At 45.2% G+C, this 19,960-nt stretch carries 23 protein-coding genes and 1 pseudogene; all 24 read right to left on the minus strand.

What is annotated here, in order from left to right:
- Positions 1 to 33: 33 nt before the first annotated feature.
- The 24 genes and pseudogenes from DXA13_RS06490 to rpmJ all read right to left on the minus strand — a co-directional run bounded on the left by DXA13_RS06490 (position 34) and on the right by rpmJ (position 19,927).
- Positions 34 to 1,434 (minus strand): deoxyguanosinetriphosphate triphosphohydrolase, encoded by a 1,401-nt coding sequence (locus DXA13_RS06490; protein ID WP_118242626.1) that lies wholly within the window; start codon positions 1,432 to 1,434, stop codon positions 34 to 36.
- A gap of 216 nt (positions 1,435 to 1,650) precedes the next feature.
- Positions 1,651 to 2,043, minus strand: a complete 393-nt coding sequence (rpsI, locus tag DXA13_RS06495; RefSeq protein ID WP_118242628.1) for a 30S ribosomal protein S9 — start codon at positions 2,041 to 2,043, stop codon at positions 1,651 to 1,653.
- A gap of 26 nt (positions 2,044 to 2,069) precedes the next feature.
- The gene (gene rplM, locus DXA13_RS06500; protein WP_118242630.1) at positions 2,070 to 2,498 is read right to left on the minus strand and encodes a 50S ribosomal protein L13; all 429 of its coding nucleotides are present in this window, start codon (positions 2,496 to 2,498) and stop codon (positions 2,070 to 2,072) included.
- 113 nt (positions 2,499 to 2,611) lie between these two features.
- Positions 2,612 to 3,802 carry a tRNA pseudouridine(38-40) synthase TruA gene (gene truA, locus DXA13_RS06505; protein WP_118242632.1) on the minus strand — a complete coding sequence of 397 codons (1,191 nt, stop codon included), beginning with the start codon at positions 3,800 to 3,802 and terminating at the stop codon, positions 2,612 to 2,614.
- 70 nt (positions 3,803 to 3,872) lie between these two features.
- Entirely contained in the window at positions 3,873 to 4,679 is an 807-nt protein-coding gene (locus DXA13_RS06510; RefSeq protein ID WP_118242634.1) for an energy-coupling factor transporter transmembrane component T, read from the minus strand.
- Between the two features lie 8 nt (positions 4,680 to 4,687).
- Positions 4,688 to 5,536: an energy-coupling factor transporter ATPase gene (locus tag DXA13_RS06515; RefSeq protein WP_118242637.1), complete on the minus strand. Its 849-nt coding sequence runs from the start codon at positions 5,534 to 5,536 to the stop codon at positions 4,688 to 4,690.
- Positions 5,526 to 6,461 (minus strand): energy-coupling factor transporter ATPase, encoded by a 936-nt coding sequence (locus DXA13_RS06520; protein ID WP_118242639.1) that lies wholly within the window; start codon positions 6,459 to 6,461, stop codon positions 5,526 to 5,528. Before DXA13_RS06520 ends, DXA13_RS06515 begins: the two co-directional genes overlap by 11 nt.
- A 302-nt stretch (positions 6,462 to 6,763) precedes the next feature.
- Positions 6,764 to 7,855 (minus strand): anaerobic sulfatase maturase, encoded by a 1,092-nt coding sequence (locus DXA13_RS06525; protein ID WP_147348000.1) that lies wholly within the window; start codon positions 7,853 to 7,855, stop codon positions 6,764 to 6,766.
- 23 nt (positions 7,856 to 7,878) lie between these two features.
- On the minus strand, positions 7,879 to 8,931 hold the full coding sequence (locus DXA13_RS06530) for a tripartite tricarboxylate transporter substrate binding protein (protein WP_118242644.1): 1,053 nt from the start codon (positions 8,929 to 8,931) through the stop codon (positions 7,879 to 7,881).
- A 2-nt stretch (positions 8,932 to 8,933) separates the two neighbouring features.
- Positions 8,934 to 10,157 carry a tripartite tricarboxylate transporter permease gene (locus DXA13_RS06535; protein ID WP_347559735.1) on the minus strand — a complete coding sequence of 408 codons (1,224 nt, stop codon included), beginning with the start codon at positions 10,155 to 10,157 and terminating at the stop codon, positions 8,934 to 8,936.
- Positions 10,158 to 10,186: 29 nt separating this feature from the next.
- Entirely contained in the window at positions 10,187 to 10,429 is a 243-nt protein-coding gene (locus tag DXA13_RS21580) for a tripartite tricarboxylate transporter permease (protein WP_243009009.1), read from the minus strand.
- 13 nt (positions 10,430 to 10,442) lie between these two features.
- Positions 10,443 to 10,892, minus strand: a complete 450-nt coding sequence (locus DXA13_RS06540) for a tripartite tricarboxylate transporter TctB family protein (protein ID WP_118242647.1) — start codon at positions 10,890 to 10,892, stop codon at positions 10,443 to 10,445.
- Positions 10,889 to 11,674: a sulfatase-like hydrolase/transferase gene (locus DXA13_RS22870; protein WP_347559739.1), complete on the minus strand. Its 786-nt coding sequence runs from the start codon at positions 11,672 to 11,674 to the stop codon at positions 10,889 to 10,891. The genes DXA13_RS06540 and DXA13_RS22870 overlap by 4 nt, the downstream gene beginning before the upstream one ends.
- A complete protein-coding gene (locus DXA13_RS22875) occupies positions 11,572 to 12,375 on the minus strand; it encodes a sulfatase-like hydrolase/transferase (RefSeq protein ID WP_347559736.1) in 804 nt (267 codons plus the stop codon). Before DXA13_RS22875 ends, DXA13_RS22870 begins: the two co-directional genes overlap by 103 nt.
- A gap of 217 nt (positions 12,376 to 12,592) precedes the next feature.
- Positions 12,593 to 13,006 carry a helix-turn-helix domain-containing protein gene (locus DXA13_RS06550; RefSeq protein WP_118242649.1) on the minus strand — a complete coding sequence of 138 codons (414 nt, stop codon included), beginning with the start codon at positions 13,004 to 13,006 and terminating at the stop codon, positions 12,593 to 12,595.
- Positions 13,000 to 14,487 carry a sigma 54-interacting transcriptional regulator gene (locus DXA13_RS22350; protein WP_118242652.1) on the minus strand — a complete coding sequence of 496 codons (1,488 nt, stop codon included), beginning with the start codon at positions 14,485 to 14,487 and terminating at the stop codon, positions 13,000 to 13,002. The genes DXA13_RS06550 and DXA13_RS22350 overlap by 7 nt, the downstream gene beginning before the upstream one ends.
- Before the next feature lie 14 nt (positions 14,488 to 14,501).
- The gene (locus DXA13_RS06560; protein ID WP_118242654.1) at positions 14,502 to 15,758 is read right to left on the minus strand and encodes an N-acetylmuramoyl-L-alanine amidase family protein; all 1,257 of its coding nucleotides are present in this window, start codon (positions 15,756 to 15,758) and stop codon (positions 14,502 to 14,504) included.
- Between the two features lie 140 nt (positions 15,759 to 15,898).
- On the minus strand, positions 15,899 to 16,165 hold the full coding sequence (locus DXA13_RS06565; RefSeq protein ID WP_118242657.1) for a PrpR N-terminal domain-containing protein: 267 nt from the start codon (positions 16,163 to 16,165) through the stop codon (positions 15,899 to 15,901).
- 261 nt (positions 16,166 to 16,426) lie between these two features.
- Positions 16,427 to 16,962: pseudogene (locus DXA13_RS06570) on the minus strand (L17 family ribosomal protein).
- Positions 16,963 to 17,193: 231 nt separating this feature from the next.
- Positions 17,194 to 18,156 (minus strand): DNA-directed RNA polymerase subunit alpha, encoded by a 963-nt coding sequence (locus DXA13_RS06575; protein WP_118242660.1) that lies wholly within the window; start codon positions 18,154 to 18,156, stop codon positions 17,194 to 17,196.
- A 114-nt stretch (positions 18,157 to 18,270) separates the two neighbouring features.
- The gene (rpsD, locus tag DXA13_RS06580) at positions 18,271 to 18,864 is read right to left on the minus strand and encodes a 30S ribosomal protein S4 (RefSeq protein WP_118242663.1); all 594 of its coding nucleotides are present in this window, start codon (positions 18,862 to 18,864) and stop codon (positions 18,271 to 18,273) included.
- Positions 18,865 to 18,879: 15 nt separating this feature from the next.
- Positions 18,880 to 19,281: a 30S ribosomal protein S11 gene (gene rpsK, locus DXA13_RS06585; RefSeq protein ID WP_118242665.1), complete on the minus strand. Its 402-nt coding sequence runs from the start codon at positions 19,279 to 19,281 to the stop codon at positions 18,880 to 18,882.
- A 128-nt stretch (positions 19,282 to 19,409) separates the two neighbouring features.
- The gene (rpsM, locus tag DXA13_RS06590) at positions 19,410 to 19,778 is read right to left on the minus strand and encodes a 30S ribosomal protein S13 (RefSeq protein WP_118242668.1); all 369 of its coding nucleotides are present in this window, start codon (positions 19,776 to 19,778) and stop codon (positions 19,410 to 19,412) included.
- A gap of 35 nt (positions 19,779 to 19,813) precedes the next feature.
- On the minus strand, positions 19,814 to 19,927 hold the full coding sequence (gene rpmJ / locus DXA13_RS06595; protein WP_003497809.1) for a 50S ribosomal protein L36: 114 nt from the start codon (positions 19,925 to 19,927) through the stop codon (positions 19,814 to 19,816).
- Between the last annotated feature and the right edge of the window lie 33 nt (positions 19,928 to 19,960).

A 19,960-nucleotide genomic window follows, 5' to 3' on the forward strand; every position in this document is an offset into this window, starting at 1 on the left:
TTAAACATGCAGCCCAGAACCTCTGCGGCTCTGTTATGCAAACAATTCCTTATACAGTCTTTTCGCATAATTATCAGTCATACCGCTTATATAATCAGTGATCATAAGAATGCGAAGATACAGCCGTTCTCCCTCGCTCTTCCCCTCTGACTCCGAACGGTACATGGATTTGTAAAATCCGGAAACGATATCCATGGTTCTGCAGTCTATAAAAGTCAGTTTTTCTTCCGTATCATACTTTACGGCCGCTGCCATAAACTGGCTGAGCAGAGAATCGATCACACGGCGTCCGAACAGTTCTGTTTTGATTTTTACGGAACTCGTGTAAATAAATGCTTCACTCAGTTTTGAAATAGCCTGTATCATATGGCCTGAAACCGTTCCTTCAAACAGATCGCCTGCAAATTTACCCGTCATAATCGCCTCGTAATTTCTCACAAAAGACGTGACTGCATCATGAATCATAAGTTCCTGTATCAATTGATTCCATCTCTGTACCGCAGTCAGTTCCGGTTTACGCCCTCTATTGTCAATCTCCTCCTGATACATATCCTTTAACTTAGAAATACACTGAATAACTATTTTTCTGTCACGTTCGTCGTCCATATGGTGGGCGGCATGATATTCAAAGGCCTCAGTTATCTGTGAAAAATTCAGGACCTGCTTCACCATGGCATCTTCCATATCCGACGTCCTGTATGCAATGTCGTCTGCCGCTTCCAGAAGATAAGAAAGGGGATGGCGGCTGCCGTTCATGCCCGTCTTCCGATCCAGTGCCAAAAACAGCTTTCTCTCCGATACATTGTAGCCGAATTTCCTGTATTTCTGTGGATTATCCGCCTTCAAAGCTCCCGAAGAAACCGGATATTTTACAATTGTTCCCAATACGGCATAAGACAGGTTAAATCCTTCCATTCTGCCTAAATACGGAGTTTTGGAAAGGACTCTCAGGGACTGGGCATTTCCCTCAAAATTAAAAAAATCGGAAAGCTGTTCCGATGATAATATATCCGTGATCTTGTTTTCTCCAAGTCTCATGTCCTGAATATGATCCTGAAACCACTCGCGGACCGCATATTCCCCAAAGTGTCCAAAAGGAGGATTGCCGATGTCATGTACAAGGCCTGCACACAAAAGAATATCCGAAAATTCTTTTTCGGAGTGGTTATCAAACCATACATCCTTCTTTTCTTTTTTCAGCTCCTGGAATGCATATTCTCCCAGCTTCTTTCCTACAGCAGATACTTCCAGAGAATGCGTAAGCCTGGTTCTTACGTAATCGTCCTCTTCCAGGGGAAAAACCTGTGCCTTGTCCTGCAGCCTGCGAAACAACGTACTGCAGATAATTGTATCATAATCATTTTTATAAGGTTTGCCGCCCTCCTTCTTTCTATCAAAAAAGCGTTCATCCGTAAGCAGTTTCTCCCATTCCATGCAGTCATCTCCTTATCCTAAATATTATTATATTTTTAGAAGAAAATAGTATTCTATCACTTTAGCCGCAGTCTTTCAACTATCCAGTATGGGATATTTGCAAACGGAAACCATACGCTTTATCACTTTACAATAACAAGGCCTTTCCTAGAAAGTAAAAAAAACCCACAAACATTAGGTTTGTGGGTTTTGCTTATATCATAAATAAATAATTGCTTATCGTTTGGAGAACTGTGGTGCACGACGTGCAGCTTTGAGACCATATTTCTTTCTTTCTTTCATTCTCGGGTCTCTTGTTAAGAAACCTGCTTTTTTCAGAACTGGTCTGTATTCACCGTCTACCTGAAGCAGTGCTCTGGAAATACCATGTCTGATAGCACCTGCCTGGCCGGAGAAACCACCGCCGCGAACGTTTACTAATACGTCAAATTTATCTGTTGTCTCTGTAGCAACAAGCGGCTGACGAACGATTAATTTTAATGTTTCAAGTCCAAGATACTCGTCGATATCTCTTTTATTAATTGTAATCTTACCTGTACCAGCTACTAAGTATACTCTGGCGATAGATTTTTTTCTTCTTCCTGTTCCGTAGAATTTTGCGTTAGCCATTTCTATTTCCTCCTTTCAAGACCTCATTAAAATGTTAAAACTTCTGGTTTCTGTGCTGCCTGCTCATGATCAGGTCCTGCATATACGTGAAGTTTGTCCATCATGCTTCTTCCTAAAGGTCCCTTTGGAAGCATACCCTTAACTGCTAACTCAACTACCTTCTCAGGCTTTTTAGCCATCATTTCTCTTAAAGTAGTCTCTTTCATTCCGCCTACATAATCAGAGTGATTGTAGTAGATCTTCTGATCTAACTTCTTACCTGTTACAGTAATTTTATCTGCATTTACAACGATTACATAATCACCGCAGTCAATATGTGGTGTAAAAATCGGTTTATTCTTTCCTCTTAAAACCTTAGCAACTTCTGAAGCTAAACGTCCTAATGTACATCCTTCTGCATCGACTACATACCATTTTCTATCAATTGTCGCTGGACTAGCCATAAAACTCTTCATTGGTCAACCTCCTGTTAAAATCAATGTCATTGTAGAGATAACTTATATCCTAAAATGCTTACTCCGGGGCATTGGTTAAGCATTTTTGTCTAACGTCACAGTTATACATTATATTATATGAAAACTTTTGTGTCAACCCATTTTTCCAGAAAAATCAAGTAAAATCGTAGGAAATCAGGCCTTTTTTCCATCTTCCGCAATAAATACGGGCAGTCGGGCCAGTTCTCAGCGGCCCTTGGGTTTTTAAGTTCCGGAATCCTATCCAAAGCGGAAAGATCAGAAGGTTCCATGCCTCCCCAAAATAGCTCTCCATCCGCTTCTCTTCTCATGCGGTAGTACCCGTACATTCCCTCTTTCACACCCGATTTTCCAAGATCCGCTACCATAACGCGCGCAGCTCCGTTTCGGAAAGCCTGGTGGATCACGCGTTTCATCACACCTGCCAGCTCTTCTTCCGTACTCCTGTGAAGAAAGAGATACGCCGTTTTGTCTGATGGAATGTGGGTCTGCAGCACATCATAGCTCCAGTACTTATTCTTTCCGGAAAGAAACGTCCTCAGCTCTTTTTCATATTCCAGCCCTATGAGGGTCAGGCCTTTTGCCGCCACTTTCTGACCGGCCTGCTGACGGTCCCTGGCATCCAGAATCTCTTCCACATGCTCCGGAGGATAAGCGCCCATACCGACTTTGATCAGCGTACCTGCAATAATGCGTACCATATTATACAGAAAACCGCTTCCGCTGATCCGAATGGTAATGATATCGTCATGAGACTTCGTCACATCCAGACTGTATATGGTTCTCACCGTTTCCTCAGCCTGAGTGCGAACGGTGCAGAAGCTTTTGAAGTCGTGTTCTCCCAGGAAATAAGAAGCCGCTGCCTTCATTTTTTCCACATCCAGCGGAAAATAGCAGAAATGTGTGTAACGCCTCCATACAGGCATATCAATTTTCCTGTTTAATATCTTGTATTCATATGTTTTCACGCAGTTTTGTTTCCTGGGATGCCAGCCTGCCGGCACTTCTATGGAGCTTTGAACTCTAATATCCTCCGGAAGCCTCTGATTCAGTGCATAACAGATTTTATCAGCGGGAATTCTGCTTTCCGTATCGAATACAGCCACGTTTCCCATCGCGTGAACGCCTGAGTCCGTTCGGCTGGCCCCTATTACAGCAACAGGCTCTTTCAGAAGATCTGAAAGAGCTTTATTTAATACTTCTTCAATTGTCACCCCATTGGGCTGCAGCTGCCATCCGCAGTATTTTGTACCGTCGTAGGCAACTACCAGTTTTACACGTTTCATGTAAATTCTCCTGATTTTATTTGATTCATGTCTTCCTGTAATGATCCCATATCTTACCGGATAATCTATATCATCTCTTCAAGGCAAATCGGATTCCGATCATGACGGCCAGATAAAGGAGTAAAAATGCGTAAGCCGCTTGATCCCTGCCGGCATACTTCAGCGGTTTCATCTTCGTCCTGCCGTCTCCACCTCTGTAACATCTCGCTTCCATTGCCATCGCCAAGTCCGTGGCCCTCCGAAACGCCGAAATAAACAGCGGCACGAGCAGCGGTACCATGCTTTTCGCCTTCTGAATCAGATTTCCGCTCTCAAAGTCAGCCCCTCTTGCCATCTGTGCTTTCATGATCTTGTCTGTTTCTTCTACCAGTATAGGAATAAAACGCAGGGCAATGGACATCATCATGGAAATTTCGTGTACAGGCACCTTCACGATCCGAAGAAAACCAAGCCCTTTTTCCAGCCCGTCCGTCAGTTCGTTCGGCGTCGTTGTCAGCGTCATAACCGACGATCCGATTACGAGGTATACAAGGCGTAATGCCATAAATGCAGCCATCTGAATGCCTTCCCTGGTAATCTTTAAGAAGCCCAGCTGCACTACAGGTTCTCCCGTTGTCAGAAACAGGTTGAAGCTGACACTGATCAGGAGCAGGATAAAAACAGCTTTCAGCCCCCTGACAATAAATCGGAACGGAACGTTCGACAGCCTGACAACACAGGCCAGGAATGCGGTTGCCAGCAGATAGGCCCACAGATTTTTTGCTATGAACAGGGAGATGATGAAAATCATCGTCCCGAACAGCTTTGTCCTTGGATCCATGCGGTGCAGCACGGAATCGACAGGATAATATTGTCCTATTGTAATTTCTCTCAGCATGACTTCTCCTATCTTCCGAGTAATTTCAGTATTGCATCCTTTGCTTCCTGTACGGTAATCAGACTGTTGTCAATCGGAATCCCCGCCTCTCTCAGCGCATGTACGATATACGTAATCTGCGGTGCTGCCAGACCCATTTTTTCCAGTTCTCTGAAATGTTTAAATACCTCCCTTGGAGTATCGTCAAACACCTTTTCTCCCTGGTTCATTACGATAATCCGATCCGCATATTTCGCCATGTCTTCCATGCTATGGGATACAAGTATGATTGTCATCTTCTTTTTTCTGTGAAGTCCGGCAATATGTTCCAGAATTTCATCCCGCCCTTTCGGATCCAGGCCGGCCGTCGGCTCGTCCAGAATCAGAACCTCCGGCTTCATCGCCAGAACTCCTGCAATTGCAACCCTGCGCTTCTCTCCTCCTGAAAGCTCAAAAGGTGACTGTTTATAGTAGCTCTCATCCAGGCCAACCATCTCGAGCGCGTCTTTTGCACGCTGCTCAATCTCTTCCTGCGGCAGCTTCTGATTTTTAGGTCCGAAACACACATCCGTAAACACATCTATTTCAAAAAGCTGGTGTTCCGGATACTGAAAAACGAGTCCCACCTTCCCTCTCAGCTTTTTCATATCATATCCGTTTTGATATATATTTTCCCCATTATAATAGATTTCACCGCTGTCCGCCCGTAAAAGCCCGTTTAAGTGTTGAATGAATGTCGATTTTCCCGATCCTGTATGACCGATCAGTCCTATAAACTGACCGTCTTCAATCTCCATATTAATATTTTTCAGGGCGTATTGTTCGAAAGCAGTGCCTTTTCCATATATATGACTTAAATTAACAACTTTAATTGCCATGTTCTGCCTCGTTCTTTTCTTCGTTCTTTTCTTCTTTCTGTTCCGGCTCTTTTTCATCCATCCCCAGCTGTTCCTTCATATAAGGAACGAGTTCTGCGATCAGTTCCTTCATGCTCAGTATCCCGCGGCTCAGCGGAATACCTGCTTCTGCCAGTTCATATGCCAGTTCCGTCACCTGCGGCACATCCAGGCGGTATTCTTTCAGTTCTCCTACCCTGGAAAATATTTCTTTCGGCGTGCCGTCCATGACGATTCGTCCGTTGTCCATAACAATTACGCGGTCTGCCCGGACAACTTCTTCCATATAATGGGTGATCAGAAGAACCGTAATCTTTTCTTTCTTATTTAATTCACGAATTGTTCTGATAACTTCTTTTCTGCCGTTGGGGTCCAGCATAGCCGTCGGCTCGTCCAGAATAATGCATCTTGGCTTCATCGCCATGACGCCAGCAATAGCAACCCGTTGTTTCTGTCCTCCGGAGAGTTTATTAGGGGATTTCATTCTGTAAGCTGTCATACCTACCGCTTCCAGACTCTCGTCCACGCGCTTCCAGATCTCTTCCGTAGGCACTCCCATGTTCTCAGGGCCGAATCCTACATCCTCCTCAACGATATTGCCGATAATCTGATTGTCAGGATTCTGAAACACCATTCCGGCTGTCTTGCGGATATCCCAAATATATTCTTCATCACTGGTATCCATCCCGGAAATCCATATGGTGCCTTCTGTGGGCATAAGTATTCCGTTCACATGCTTGGCAAATGTGGATTTTCCCGATCCGTTATGTCCCAGTATTGCCACAAAGTCACCTTCCCGGATATCCAGCGTCAAATCATCGATCGCCCGGTTAACTTCTTCCACATGCTCTTCATCATCTCTTTTAACATAATCAAAGATTAATTTAGCAGCTTTTATTATTCCCATTTTGGACCTTCTTTCATAATTTCACCCCCAAGTATACAAGAGGAAAGCATGTAACGCAAGAAAAATTTTATTCCTGATGATGTACAGGTTTGTTTCACTGTGATATATTGAGCGGTGCTGCTTTCTTTTCCTCAATCTTACTTCCATTCATTTCATATGGCAAGGTAATGCTTTCAATATTATATGGAAATAGTTCAATTCCAAAAAAGAAATTTTAACATCATAAAAGCCGGCTGTCGTATCTGTGATTACAACAGCCGGCCTGTTTTATTATGATATCAGAAAGAGCCGTTTGAAACGGGTCACCTTCCATTAAACGCCATTGCAGCAGTCTCCAACCGCCTAATCGCATAATCGAAAAATCCCTTGTAGCTCTGGCAGAAGATATTCTTCCCCTCCTCTCTGTCGCGGCGGCAGCCTCCCTTGCACACCAGCCTCCATTCACAGCCCAGACACGTTTCTCCCAGGGCAGAACCAGCAATAAATTTTTCTGCCGTTTCCCCCGACCGCATCTCTTCCCAGGAATGGTCTTTGATATTGCCCAGGCACCATTCATCTGTCATGTAAAAATCACATGGGTACACGCTGCCGTCAGCCTCTACGGCAAACTGACAGCTGCATCGTTCTTTCATTGTACATAATTCCGGTACCTCTCCTGCCAGTATGGCCAGGTAATTGTCGATATGGCGGATACTGATATACTTCCCCTTTTGAAAATCCTGAAACCACAGATCAAATATGGTCTTTAGAAAGCTTTCAAATGCCTGATCGGAAAGGGCATATGCCCCTCTCTCTTTGCCGGACGGTTCCATACACGGAATAAATTGTATATGAGAAAACTCCTGTTTTTTACAATATTCATAAATTTTCATTCCATACCTCGCAGAAGCAGAAGTAACAACGCAGAGTATGTTATATGGAACGCCATACCTGGTCAGCAGGCTGCATGCACTGCGGACTTTGCCGTACGTGCCTTTCCCATCGCCATCTATCCGCATCTGATTATGTATTTCTGCCGGACCATCCAGGGAAATCCCAACGAGAAAATGATTTCTCCTGAAAAACTCTGCCCATTCCTCGTTCAGATGTATCCCATTTGTCTGAACTGCATAACTGACCTTTCTATTTTTCTTATTGCAGGATCGTACCGTCTCCGTAAACCAGCGATAAAAGTCCAGACCTCTCAAAAGCGGTTCGCCTCCCTGAAAAGCGAAGCAGCAGGAAAGAACCTGTTCTTCCATAACACGTTTAATGATTACTTCAGCTGTCTCCGTATCCATCATACCGCAGTTTTTTACATTCCGCTTTTCGGTGATATCATGATAAAAACAGTATCTGCAGCGCAGATCACAAAGCCCGGAGGCAGGTTTTATCATGACTGTTATGTTTCGCACTGCTTTTCCTCCATTTTCTTTATCTATTTCTCCGCCAGGATCGTATCCTGATAATCCTTCATATAAGTTGCCGCCTCTTCAGCTGGTATATATAGCGGAGTGAGCATATTTTTCTCGATGTAATCGTTCTTCCACTCCTCCGTTTCCGCTACCTTTCCCATCGTATCACTCCAGAATTGCACAGCCTCATCCGGCATGGAAGCCGGACCGACTATTCCCCTCCAGATAGGAGCTTCTATGTCCTCAAGCCCTGTAACCTCGGAAAGAAGCGGGACCTCGGAAAGACTTCCTCCAAATCGTTCCTTTGCTAACGCCGCTTCTGCCTCTACATCGCCTGATTCCATATACTGAATGCTGGATGCCGGTTTCGATATGCAGTAATCGATGTGGCCGCCTAAAAGGGAAGTAATGGCATCCGAAGTGGCGTCATACATGATATAAGTCAGCTGTTTATCTGTCAGCCCGGAAACAGAAAGCAGCATATTATATAGCCTGTAATCCTCCCCCTTAGAGCCCCCGACCGTAACTTTCGTTCCATCCTTTGCCGCCTGAATCGCAGTTTTCAAATCTGCATACGGCGTTGCTTTTCCTTTCAGCAGCAAATGCCTGTCCACCGCCATAACTGCAATCGGTCTGAAATTTTCAATTCTGTTATCCGTATTCGTAACCATTGGTACAAGATCCCCGCTGTTGAATGTGAGCAGCAGGTGGCCGTCGCTCTTCTCCTGGCTGACCCTGAGGCGTCCCACTTCACCTCCTCCATCCGTCTGGTTATTAACCAGAATCGTCTGATCTACAAGCCCCTCTTTTTTCATAATGTCTGAGATCATTCTTGTGTAGATATCACTGCCGCCGCCTGCGCTGGATGTCACGACCCATTCAATATTTTTTTCCGGTTTCCAGGCATTTTCCCGGCCGCTCTCTTCCTGCCCTGTTTCCTTCTCCCCTGTCTGAACCGCCTGTGCTGCCTCTGTCTTTGGGGTGTCTGTCTTCGAAGTTTCCTTCCCTGTCCCTGAACATCCAGCTGTTGCTGCCATACACATCCATACTGCCGCCCCTAAAATCATTTTTTTCATAATCAGTTCTCCTTTCGCATTCTCCCCCGCGCTGCGCGGATAGTCGGTATCATAATCAAAACAATCAGTACGCACATGAACACTGCTGATATGGGATGCTGGAAGAAGATCATGGGACTTCCTCCCGACATCAGAAATGCCCTTCTCAAATTCGTCTCGAAAATCTTAGACAGCACAATAGCCAGAACAAGCGGAGCCGTAGGATAATCGCAGCAATTCATAAGATATCCCAGGCATCCGGCCAAGAGCATGACAATCACCCCATAAATGGAATTGGTTGCGCTGAATGAGCCTACAATGCAGACTGTGGTAATCGCAGGAATCATATATCTTGTTGGTACGGACAGTATTTTTACGAGGAATGGAATAATGCAAAATGCAATTCCCAACGTAATAATATTTGCAAGGAACAACGAGGCAATCAGCCCCCATACGAAATCAGGATTCGTTGTGAACAAAAGCGGTCCTGGATTCAGTCCCCACATCATCAGTCCGCCCAGCAGCACGGCTCCCGTTCCTGATCCCGGTATTCCCAAGGCAAGAAGAGGAGAAAATGCCCCTGCCGCCGCGGCATTGTTCGCCGCTTCACATGCTGCAATTCCTTCTACAGCCCCTGTACCAAGAGGCTCAGCACTTTTAAACTTCTTCTGCACCGCGTAACCTGCAAATGCTCCCGTCGTGGCTCCGGCTCCCGGCAGTATTCCGATAAACGTTCCCAAAATTCCTGACCGGATCGCAACAGGCAGCAGCCGTCTGAAATCAGAGGATGTTATAAAACTGTCCTTTAACCGCAGCTTCACGGTTACCGGAGGTCGTTCTTCTCTCTTCCCCATCAGGCTCATAACCCTTGAAAAGCCAACAATACCGATGACAAGCGGTGTAAATGGAATGCCGCCCAGCAGATACGTATTTCCGAAATGGTATCTGGGCGTGCCAGTCACGGCATCCATTCCAATACATGCAATCAGGATTCCGGTCAGGGATGATATGATTCCTTTCGTGGGATTCTCTCCCATCAACCATCCGATCGAAGTCATCGCCACCAGCAGAAGGGCCGCCATTTCCACCGGGCCGAAGTTCAGCCCCAGCCTGGCCAGCATAGGGCCGGTAAACGCGAGGATAATCATGCCGATCAGACCGCCCAGGAAGGAGGAAATATTGGCTGTAAACAGCGCCTGTCCCGGCCGTCCTTTCTGAGCCATGGGATATCCGTCCAGAGACGTCATAACTGCCGGACCGTCGCCGGGGATATTAATCAGAATTGCGCTGTAGCTCCGCCAAACATATTGGAATAATAAAGCGCTCCCAACATGATAATTGCCGTCGTCGGATTAAACTTGTACGTGAGCGGAAGCAGCAATGCAACTCCTGCCAGGCTTCCGATTCCCGGCATGGCTCCGACTATAATTCCCAGCATGGCTCCCAGGGCTGCAGCTCCTATGTTCTGCACGGTCAGCGCCACCTGAAATCCCCGGAACAATAAGTTCAGATTTTCCATACCTGCCTCCTTTCTAGTACTTTATAAAGTTTCCCAACATGCCCCTGGGAAACTGGATTCCCAGCCATACGGAAAAGATCATCCATGCTGCCCCTCCAACACATACAGTCAACAGCAGCGTCTGTTTCCATCCCGCCTTTTCGATCCATTTCATCCAGATCGCAAGATAGAGGAAGATTGCCGGAATCATCCCCACCACATATGAGGCAGCCAGAATCCCGACAGCAGCAAGGGCGACCTTAATGTCGTCCTTTTTCAACTCCGGTACGTCTTCCTTCCAGGACTGTCCAAAGGCCAGGACGCTGACTATCAGCAGCATTCCTGCAATCAGGGATGGATAAAATCCACCTACCGGGCCTTTCACCTCGTCCCAAAATCCGAATTTGCTGATCCCAAGGTAGAGAAATACAGCAGCCGCAGCTATGGTACACAGCGGAAAATTTTTCATGTTCAGCCTCTTCACGTCGTATCCTCCTCTCTCAGCCTGTACCGCACGAATACTTCCTCAGGGACACTGTTTTCTTCCATAATATGAATCATATGTTCACGCATCATTTTAGCGATTTTCTCATCTTCCATATTCCGGTTCATACTCCTGTCTTCCTTCAGGTCAAACAGGAAATCCCCCAGATTCATCTGTCCTGACTGTGTCTTTGGTTTTATCTTTTTGACCTTCAGTACAGGGTAGCCATTCGTAAAGCCAAACGGTCCTGTCAGCCTGGCCTTCTCCATTTCCTCCCTTGTAAATCCCTGGCACATGTGAGAACAGTTCAGCGTATAATTAAAAAGCTCATCATTTTCCGGGTCCGGAGCGCGCATGTATACGTATCTTCCATCCGTACAGTTGATATTGCCGCCATGACTTCCATATGCGACTGCCTCATGAATTTTTTGATCTCCCTGGATCACAGTCTGCAAATCCTTTCCCATGACACTTTCAGGTACAGGAACCTGAAAATATTGATAAATGGTTGGCGCCAGGTCTATTGTCTGGACCAGTGCATACCTCGTTTCACCTACTTTTTTGTGTCTTGGATCCCATATAAATAAGGGGATGTTGGCAATTTCATTATATGTAGGACCTACATTTTTCCCCCACCAGTCATGTTCTCCCAGCATAAATCCGTGATCCGTATTTACAATCAGCATTGTGTCATCCCACATATTTTTCTCATCCATCCAATCCAGCAATTTACCCAGATTCCTGTCGCACATGGAAAGCAACGCCGCATACTGGCAGCGTATATGTTCTCTGGCGCCGTCCGGATCATCCTCCTGAATCTTCCTGTAAGGCGGCCAGTCAAAAAACGGGCCCTTATAATCATGAGGATATAAATCTTTATACTTCTGCTGGGTAAAAAAGGGTTCATGAGGATCGAGCATTCGATCTGGAGCATCCAGTTGTCACAATCGCTGTTTTCTTTTAAAAAATCTAAGGCCAGCCCCCATGTTACCGTCTGCGGCTGTTTCTCTTCACAGTCCATGTATCCGCGGTTTACCCAGTCCTGCCTCCATCTGTGGGTAGGCCTGGCGATCACCTCTTTAGGAATTGAGGGGTCCTTCAGATTCGCTTTCCATTTGTCTCCTTCCTGTCCTCTGACAATTTCCCAGGTTCCGAAATGTGTGTGGTAATTAGCGCCTCCCTCTTCCCAGTAGTGATAGTGATCGCTGATTAAATGAGTATGAATTCCGTTTTTCATCAAATTTTCAGGAAGCGAGTCGTCAAACGGCTCTAACGGCCCCCAGCTTCTCGTAAAAAAATTATATCGCCCCGTATGCATCTCCCGCCTCGCCGGCATGCATGGCAGGCTTCCCACATAACAATTTTCAAATTTTAAAGTATGCTCTGCCAGCCTTTGAAAATTTGGAGTTCTCGTCCACTCACATCCGTACGGCTGAAGCATATTTTTTACCAATGAATCGTACATCAGAATAATTGCTCTCATACCTTCGATCCTTTCTGAAATAGAAATCAGGTTTCTACCTAAATATAAAGCAATTCATATGCCAAAAAGTGCAAAAAGAGCAGGATTATTTATTATTTCTGATAATCCTACTCTTTTTGCTTTATTTACTGTTTTTTTACTACTATTTCACGATCAGTAGTCCCTTTTCCGCTTCATTTCATCGGGAAAACTGCCTGATGATTTTCAAAACGAAAATTTATTTTTCATTTTGAATTTCCCATTCCTTCATTCTGCGCCATAGGGTAGTTGCACTGATCCCCAGTTCTCCGGCGGCTTTCTCTTTATTCCCACCGTTTCTTTGCAACGCTTTTAGAATCATCCGTTTCTCTGTTTCTTCCAGCGTCTGTATGTTTTTTTCCGCCTCAGCATGATAAACTGTCTTAGAATTCCTTCGGCTTTTATCTGATAAAATCTCTTCTGTTACATATTCTATCCCACCTTCACCAGGCTGACCGTTCAGAACTGCTATCCTTTCCAAAATATTTTCCAGCTCCCGTACGTTTCCTTCCCATGGTCGCTTCTGAAACAGGCATATCTCTTCTTCACTGAAATCAGGCCGGCTAATCTGCAGTCTGTGCGAAATCTTATCCGTCAGATATTGGATCAGCATGGGATATCATCTGCCCGCTCTCTCAGGGGCGGAATATGGAGGTTCAGAATATTCAGCCGATAATACAAGTCTCTCCGGAATGTTCCTCTTTCCATTTTTTCTTCCAGGTTCGCAAGAGTAGCCGCTATGACACGCACATGAACAGGAATTGCCTCGCTGCTGCCAACCCTCATAATTTCCTTTTCCTGCAGCACACGCAGGAGCTTAGCCTGCAGCTGTGCCGGAAGCTCGCCAATTTCATCCAGAAATATGGTGCCGCCTTCCGCCGCTTCAAATAGCCCCTTTTTTCCGGAGCGCAGCGCTCCTGTAAATGCTCCCGGCTCGTACCCGAACAGTTCACTTTCCAAAATACTTTCTGGAATTGCAGAACAGTTTACTGCTATAAATGGCTGGTCTCTCCGGTAACTCGCATTGTGGATGCTTTGAGCGAAAAGCTCTTTGCCCGTGCCCGTCTCTCCGGTAATCAGAATCGTAGAGTTTGTCTTTGCATATAAAACGGCGTGACGGATCAGTTTTTTCATACCGTCATTTCGGGTTACGATATCTGAAAACATGTATTTCGCCGTTTTCTTACCTTCAGGGCTGTACGTTCGCATTCTCGAATGAAGCATTTCGATCACATCGGAATCGTAAATCTGTATCATTTTTCCTTCAAACGTATTGTCCAGACAGACTGAGGAATATGTCTGAAGAAAACATTTTTTCTTAAATGTAAACGCCGTATATATTCCATACGTGTCATCTTTTGTTTTTCCTGCTGACGACAGCATCGGCAGCACGTCTTCCAGGCGTTTATTTAAAATGGCAGCCTGATCGGCTGCCATCATTCTGCAAGCGCTGTCATTGACATAAAACACTTCATTCGCCTGGTCTAGTATGATAATTCCTTCCTGAAGACTCTGAAACATCTCCAGCCCATAGCTGCCTCTGGCTCTCACCACGGCCTTCTCTATGGCTGTAAAAACAGAATCTCTCCCTGACTGAAGAGAAACGGTCTTCATTCCTTCCTGCTGGGCAAAATATACAGGAGCCACGCCGCCTGCGATTACGTCGAATCCGTCTGCCTTCGCCTTCTGGATCGCATCAATTAGCAGTCCGTTCGGCGGAATCCTTATGACATCCACGTCTATGGACAACATCTCTCTGATTCTGTTTAAATCATATTCCAGAACCGTATTGATGCTGATTCCCACTTTCTTTCCCAATGATTTCGCCAGCGTGACAGCCTCAGCAATATCCTGGAAACTGATTTCTATAGGCACTGCCGTCACTCCGGCCTCCCGTTCAATTGCCTTGGCCATGCCGCCGCGGCTGATGAACACTTTGATGCCGTTTTCCTTGTACTTTTTAGCAAATTCAACGGCAACGCTGTTGTTCACACAGTAAATGACTCTGCACGGCCACTTTCTTTTCCTGCACTCTTCCTCTGCGATATCAGCAATTTCTCTCTGAGGCGCCAACAGTACGCAGCATTCTTTCATTTATGCACTCAACCTCATCTCATGATCCAGACGCCGTTCGCATCCAGCTGGAATCCATTAATTGTCGTATTTGCTGCCATGGAGCCGTCGCCCGGATAGAAATAGTAGTATCCGTCGCCGATTTTATACCATCCCTCTATCATAGCGCCGCCAGGGCCCATGTAATACCGTTTGCCGTTCACAGTGAGCCAACCGGTCACCATTGCGCCCTCCGGTCCGTCTGGGCTGGGGTTCAGATAATACCAGGCATTATTCAGCTGAATCCATCCAGTCTTCATGGCCCCTTTCGGGCCGTTTCCATCTGTACTCAGGTAATACCATATATTGTTGATCTGTTTCCATCCCGTCTGCATGTAGCCGTTGGCATCAAACAGATACCATTTATCCGACCATTTCAGCCAGCCGTTCTTGTGATAATTGCCGTCGGGATACTTAAAGTACCAGTTGTCGCCATCCTGGATCCATCCGACCTGTCCGTTGTTGCCGCCGCTGCCTGTTCCGTTGTTGTCCGTTTGTCCGCTTCCGTCAGAAACATCTTCTGATGCAATATACTGTTCATCTGATTCTACCCAGTCACTCTTCTTGCCATACTTCTTCTCATCTGAACTCTTCGGCACTGTCCTGACCTTAAAACTGTAGGTTCCCTTCTGGGTCATATATGGATAAAAGTTATAAGATGTTGCTTCAATCTCTTCTACCTTCTTAATCAGGGAACTGCCGCGGTACAGATACACATCGTACGCTCCGCTGCTGCTGTCGCCTCTGCTCCATCTTGCCTTTCCAAGGCTGTTTTCCTTCCAGTATGCATCATCCGGCTCGTCGTACGTACCTTTGATCGGATTTAGCTTGACTGTAACTACCAGATCGCCGTCGTCCTTCTTCGCGTCCACAAAGCTTCCGCCGCTTACCGAAACGTTGCTGGAACGATATGTCCCGCGGAAATAGTAATCATCATCATCTGAAGTAAGCCACACCTTCATCTTCGGCTCGTCTCCGACCTTCATATCCTTGGATTCTGATGTCACCCATTCCACTTCCCGGATAATATATTTACCTGATGTCGTATATACATATACGCCTCCGTCATTATCTCCAGCAGAACTTCCATAAGACAGATCCGGCAGATGTTCCCCAACTTCCACATCATCTGCTTTGATCTTAATGCTGACTGACGAAATCGTATGAGAGGCGGCAAACGCCGGTATGCATGTATTGACGGCAAATATGCCGGCAAGCAGTATTAACCAGACTTTTTTCCTGAAACTTTTCATTTCCAATCCCTCCTGTTTACCTTTTAGGAAATACCTTCTGCCTAGTTTAATTATACTGTCTACCAAACACCCCCGTCAACTTACATTATTCTTTCTTTTTTATTGCGCGGTCTTTTGCTCCATGAAACGGACAGGTACAGTTATATTTTATGAATGACTTCTTCATCGGAAACTGAAATATCGATGATCGGAATGCTCAGATCCATCTCTTCCAGCATTCTCCCCGATGCTCCGCGGCAGATAATCGCATCTGCTTCTTTGCTGTTTAGGTCTTTCGCTATCGTTACCGCATTGTCCATCGCGCCCTGAAGCACAATCAGATTATCACTATCGGGTAATTTCCGTTTTAATTCGATCCCCATCTCCCGCATTGCTGGCGTAGTCGCTATCAGTATGATCTTTCCCATGTCTCGTCCTCCTGGCACAATGGTAACATTTCCGGTAATTCATGTCAAATGCATGTAAAAGCGGCTTCTTCTGTATCCGGCAAACCGGCACACATACGAAAAATGGTTTCTCCTAGAACTTTAACACTTTACAAGAACAAGGTCTTTCCTGGAAAGCAAAAAGGCTGTCAGACAGGAATAATTTTCCTATCTGACAGCCTCAATCTCTGCTTGGATAAATGTATCCGTTCAGGACGGCATACCTTCTAGCATAGCCTTCGATTATACTAATTCGATCAGAACTTCCATAGCTCCATCGCCTTTACGCTGGCCGATCTTTACGATTCTTGTATAGCCACCGTTGCGGTTTGTATACTTAGGAGCGATCTCATCAAATAATTTTGCAGGAAGATCAACTGACTTTGTGTTTCTCTTCTTGCCTGCTAATTCTGTCGGAACAACTGTTACATCGTACAGAACCTTTAACATCTGTCTTCTTGCGTGAAGTCTGGACGGCATATCTTTCTTGATTTCCTTCTCTACTTCATCGTAAACAGTAACTTTCTTTCCGTCTTTTACTTCTTTCACTCTCTTGCCGTCAGCATCTTTACGAGCTACTTTTGCAGTACCTTAACGGTTTCAAAGTTGTCTTTTTCCTTAACAGCTAAAGCGATCAGGCCCTCTGCAACTTTGCGGATTTCCTTAGCTCTTGCTTCTGTAGTAACGATCTTGCCGTTGTGCAGCAGAGCTGTTACCTGATTTCTGATTAACGCTTTTCTCTGGCTGGAAGTTTTTCCCAGCTTTCTATATCCTGCCATATCTCTTTCCTCCATTTGTGGAACACCGCACATGCTTCTTCGGGCTTACTGTCACGGTGCCTAGCATCCATAAATTCCATTAGATTACTGCTTTTACTGCTCCTCTTACGGGAACCTTCTTGTTTCTTACGTAACAAGAAGTAGCATCCAAGCTCGTCGCTTTTACTGCTCCTCTTACGGGAACCTTCTTGTTTCTTACGTAACAAGAAGTAGCATCCAAGCTCGTCGCTTTTACTGCTCCTCGCTTGGATTTAGCTGTAATCCGAGTTCTTTTAGCTTGGCTAGCACTTCCTCTAAGGACTTGCGGCCTAAGTTACGAACCTTCATCATATCTTCCGGAGTCCTGTTGCACAGTTCTTCAACGGTATTGATTCCGGCACGTTTGAGACAGTTATAAGAACGAACGGATAACTCCAGTTCATCAATATTCATCTCTAATACTTTTTCCTTCTCATTATCTTCCTTCTCTACCATGACTTCTGCAGTCTTGGCATTTTCAGATAGATCAATGAAAAGATTCAGATGTTCGCTCAGAACCTTTGCTGCAAGGCTGACTGCCTCGTCAGGATCAAGCGTTCCGTTGGTATATACATCCAAAGTAAGCTTGTCAAAGTCTGTAATCTGACCGACACGTGTATTTTCAACAGAGAGGTTTACACGCTCTACCGGTGTGTAGATGGAATCCACCGCGATCACGCCGATTGGCAAATCCTCACTCTTGTTCTTCTCTGCGCTTACGTATCCACGGCCCTTTGTAATGGTAAGCTCCATATAGAACTTGCTGTCAGCGCCGCCGCTCAAAGTAGCGATTACCTGGTCCGGATTGAGAACCTCAACATCCGCATCAGTCTGGATATCAGCACCAGTGATCACACCTTCGCCTTCAAACTCAATGTAAGCGATCTTAGGCTCGTTGCTGTCACTGTCATTTTTAATTGCTAAGTTCTTGATGTTCATAATAATTTCAGTTACATCTTCCTTTACGCCAGGAATCGAACTGAACTCATGCAAAACGCCATCGATTTTCACTTGGCTGACTGCAGCACCAGGCAAAGAAGAAAGCATGATTCTCCTCAGGGAGTTTCCCAGTGTAGTACCGTAACCTCTTTCCAGGGGTTCTACTACAAATCTGCCGTATCTCTTGTCTTCTGAGATTTCCGCAATCTCAATGTTTGGTTTTTCAAAATCGAACACTACTAAGCCCCTCCTTCTGGGAATTATATCGAGGGTTTTTCTGTACTCTTTTTAATAGCGGCTACGCGAAAGCGGCAACGTCCGGCTCTAAAGCCGGACTATTGCGAAAGCCTATTATTTAGAGTACAGCTCGACGATAAGCACTTCATTTACAGGAACATCAATTTCGTCTCTGGTTGGCATTTCTTTAACAGTGCCACGAAGGTTCTCCTGGTCAACATCTAACCATGCCGGAACCATTCTTCCTGCTGTTACTTCTAACACGTCTTTGTATCTCTGAGAAGATTTATACTTCTCTTTGATTTCGATTACATCGCCGGCTTTTACTAAGTAAGACGGAACGTTTACAGGCTTGCCGTTTACTAAAACGTGCTTGTGATCAACGATCTGTCTTGTTTCTTTTCTTGTACGTCCGAGGCCCATACGGAACAGTACGTTGTCAAGTCTTCTTTCAAGAAGGACCATAAGGTTTGTACCAACCATGCCGTCCATCTTGGAAGCTTTTGCATAATAATTACGGAAAGGTTTCTCCAGTACACCGTAAATGAATTTTGCTTTCTGTTTTTCTCTTAACTGAAGGCCGTATTCACTTACTTTTCTGTTTGCTCTTTTTAATTCTCTGTTTGATTTTTTATCAATTCCTAAATAGATTGGATCAAGACCAAGGGATCTGCATCTTTTAAGAACAGGAACTCTATCAACTGCCATTTTATTTCCTCCTAATTAGACTCTTCTACGTTTTGGTGGACGACAACCATTGTGTGGAACTGGTGTTACGTCTTTAATACTTGTTACCTCTAAGCCACATGCCTGAAGAGCACGAATAGCTGCTTCACGGCCTGAGCCCGGTCCTTTAACCATAACGTCAACGGATTTTAAACCATGTACAAGAGCTGCCTTAGTTGCAGTTTCTGCCGCCATCTGAGCTGCATATGGAGTAGATTTCCTTGAACCTCTAAATCCCAGACCGCCTGCACTTGCCCATGATAAAGCATTTCCCTGTGCATCTGTTAATGTCACGATTGTGTTATTAAAAGATGACTGGATGTGCGCCTGTCCGCGTTCAACGTTTTTCTTTACACGCTTTTTTGTCACTTTCTTGCCAGTGGACATTTTTTTAGCCATTTTAAACTAACCTACTTTCTCTTCAATTACTGAATCCTGTTTCCTGTTTTTAAAACATGCAACGTGATTCGTTTTTAGTTTCGTAACTTGCACCGAACTCGTGATCGTAAGTTCACTAAGTGCTCTTATTATTTCTTCTTGTTTGCTACAGTCTTTCTCGGACCTTTACGGGTTCTTGCGTTAGTCTTTGTCTTCTGACCACGAACCGGCAGACTTCTCCTGTGACGGATTCCGCGATAGCATCCGATTTCCTGAAGTCTCTTGATGTTCATAGCGATCTCTCTACGTAAATCACCTTCTACTAACTGAGTATCAGCGATTACTGAAGCGATCTTCTTAACTTCGTCGTCGGTTAAATCCTTAACACGAGTGTCAGGACTCACGCCAGCCTCTGCAAGAATACGGTTTGAACTTGCTCTACCAATTCCGTAGATGTAAGTTAAGCCGATTTCAACACGTTTTTCTCTTGGTAAATCAACACCTGAAATACGAGCCATTTGTGTAGTACACCTCCATTAATTATTAGTAAATCTTAACCTTGTCTCTGTTTGTGCTTCGGGTTTTCACAGATTACTCTGATACTGCCTTTACGCTTAATGATTTTGCATTTTTCGCAAATCGGTTTTACTGATGATCTAACCTTCACAGCAATTCTCCTTTCCTTGACTCCCTGATTATA

This window comes from Clostridium sp. AM58-1XD (assembly GCF_003464085.1).
Classification (GTDB): domain Bacteria; phylum Bacillota; class Clostridia; order Lachnospirales; family Lachnospiraceae; genus Lachnoclostridium_A.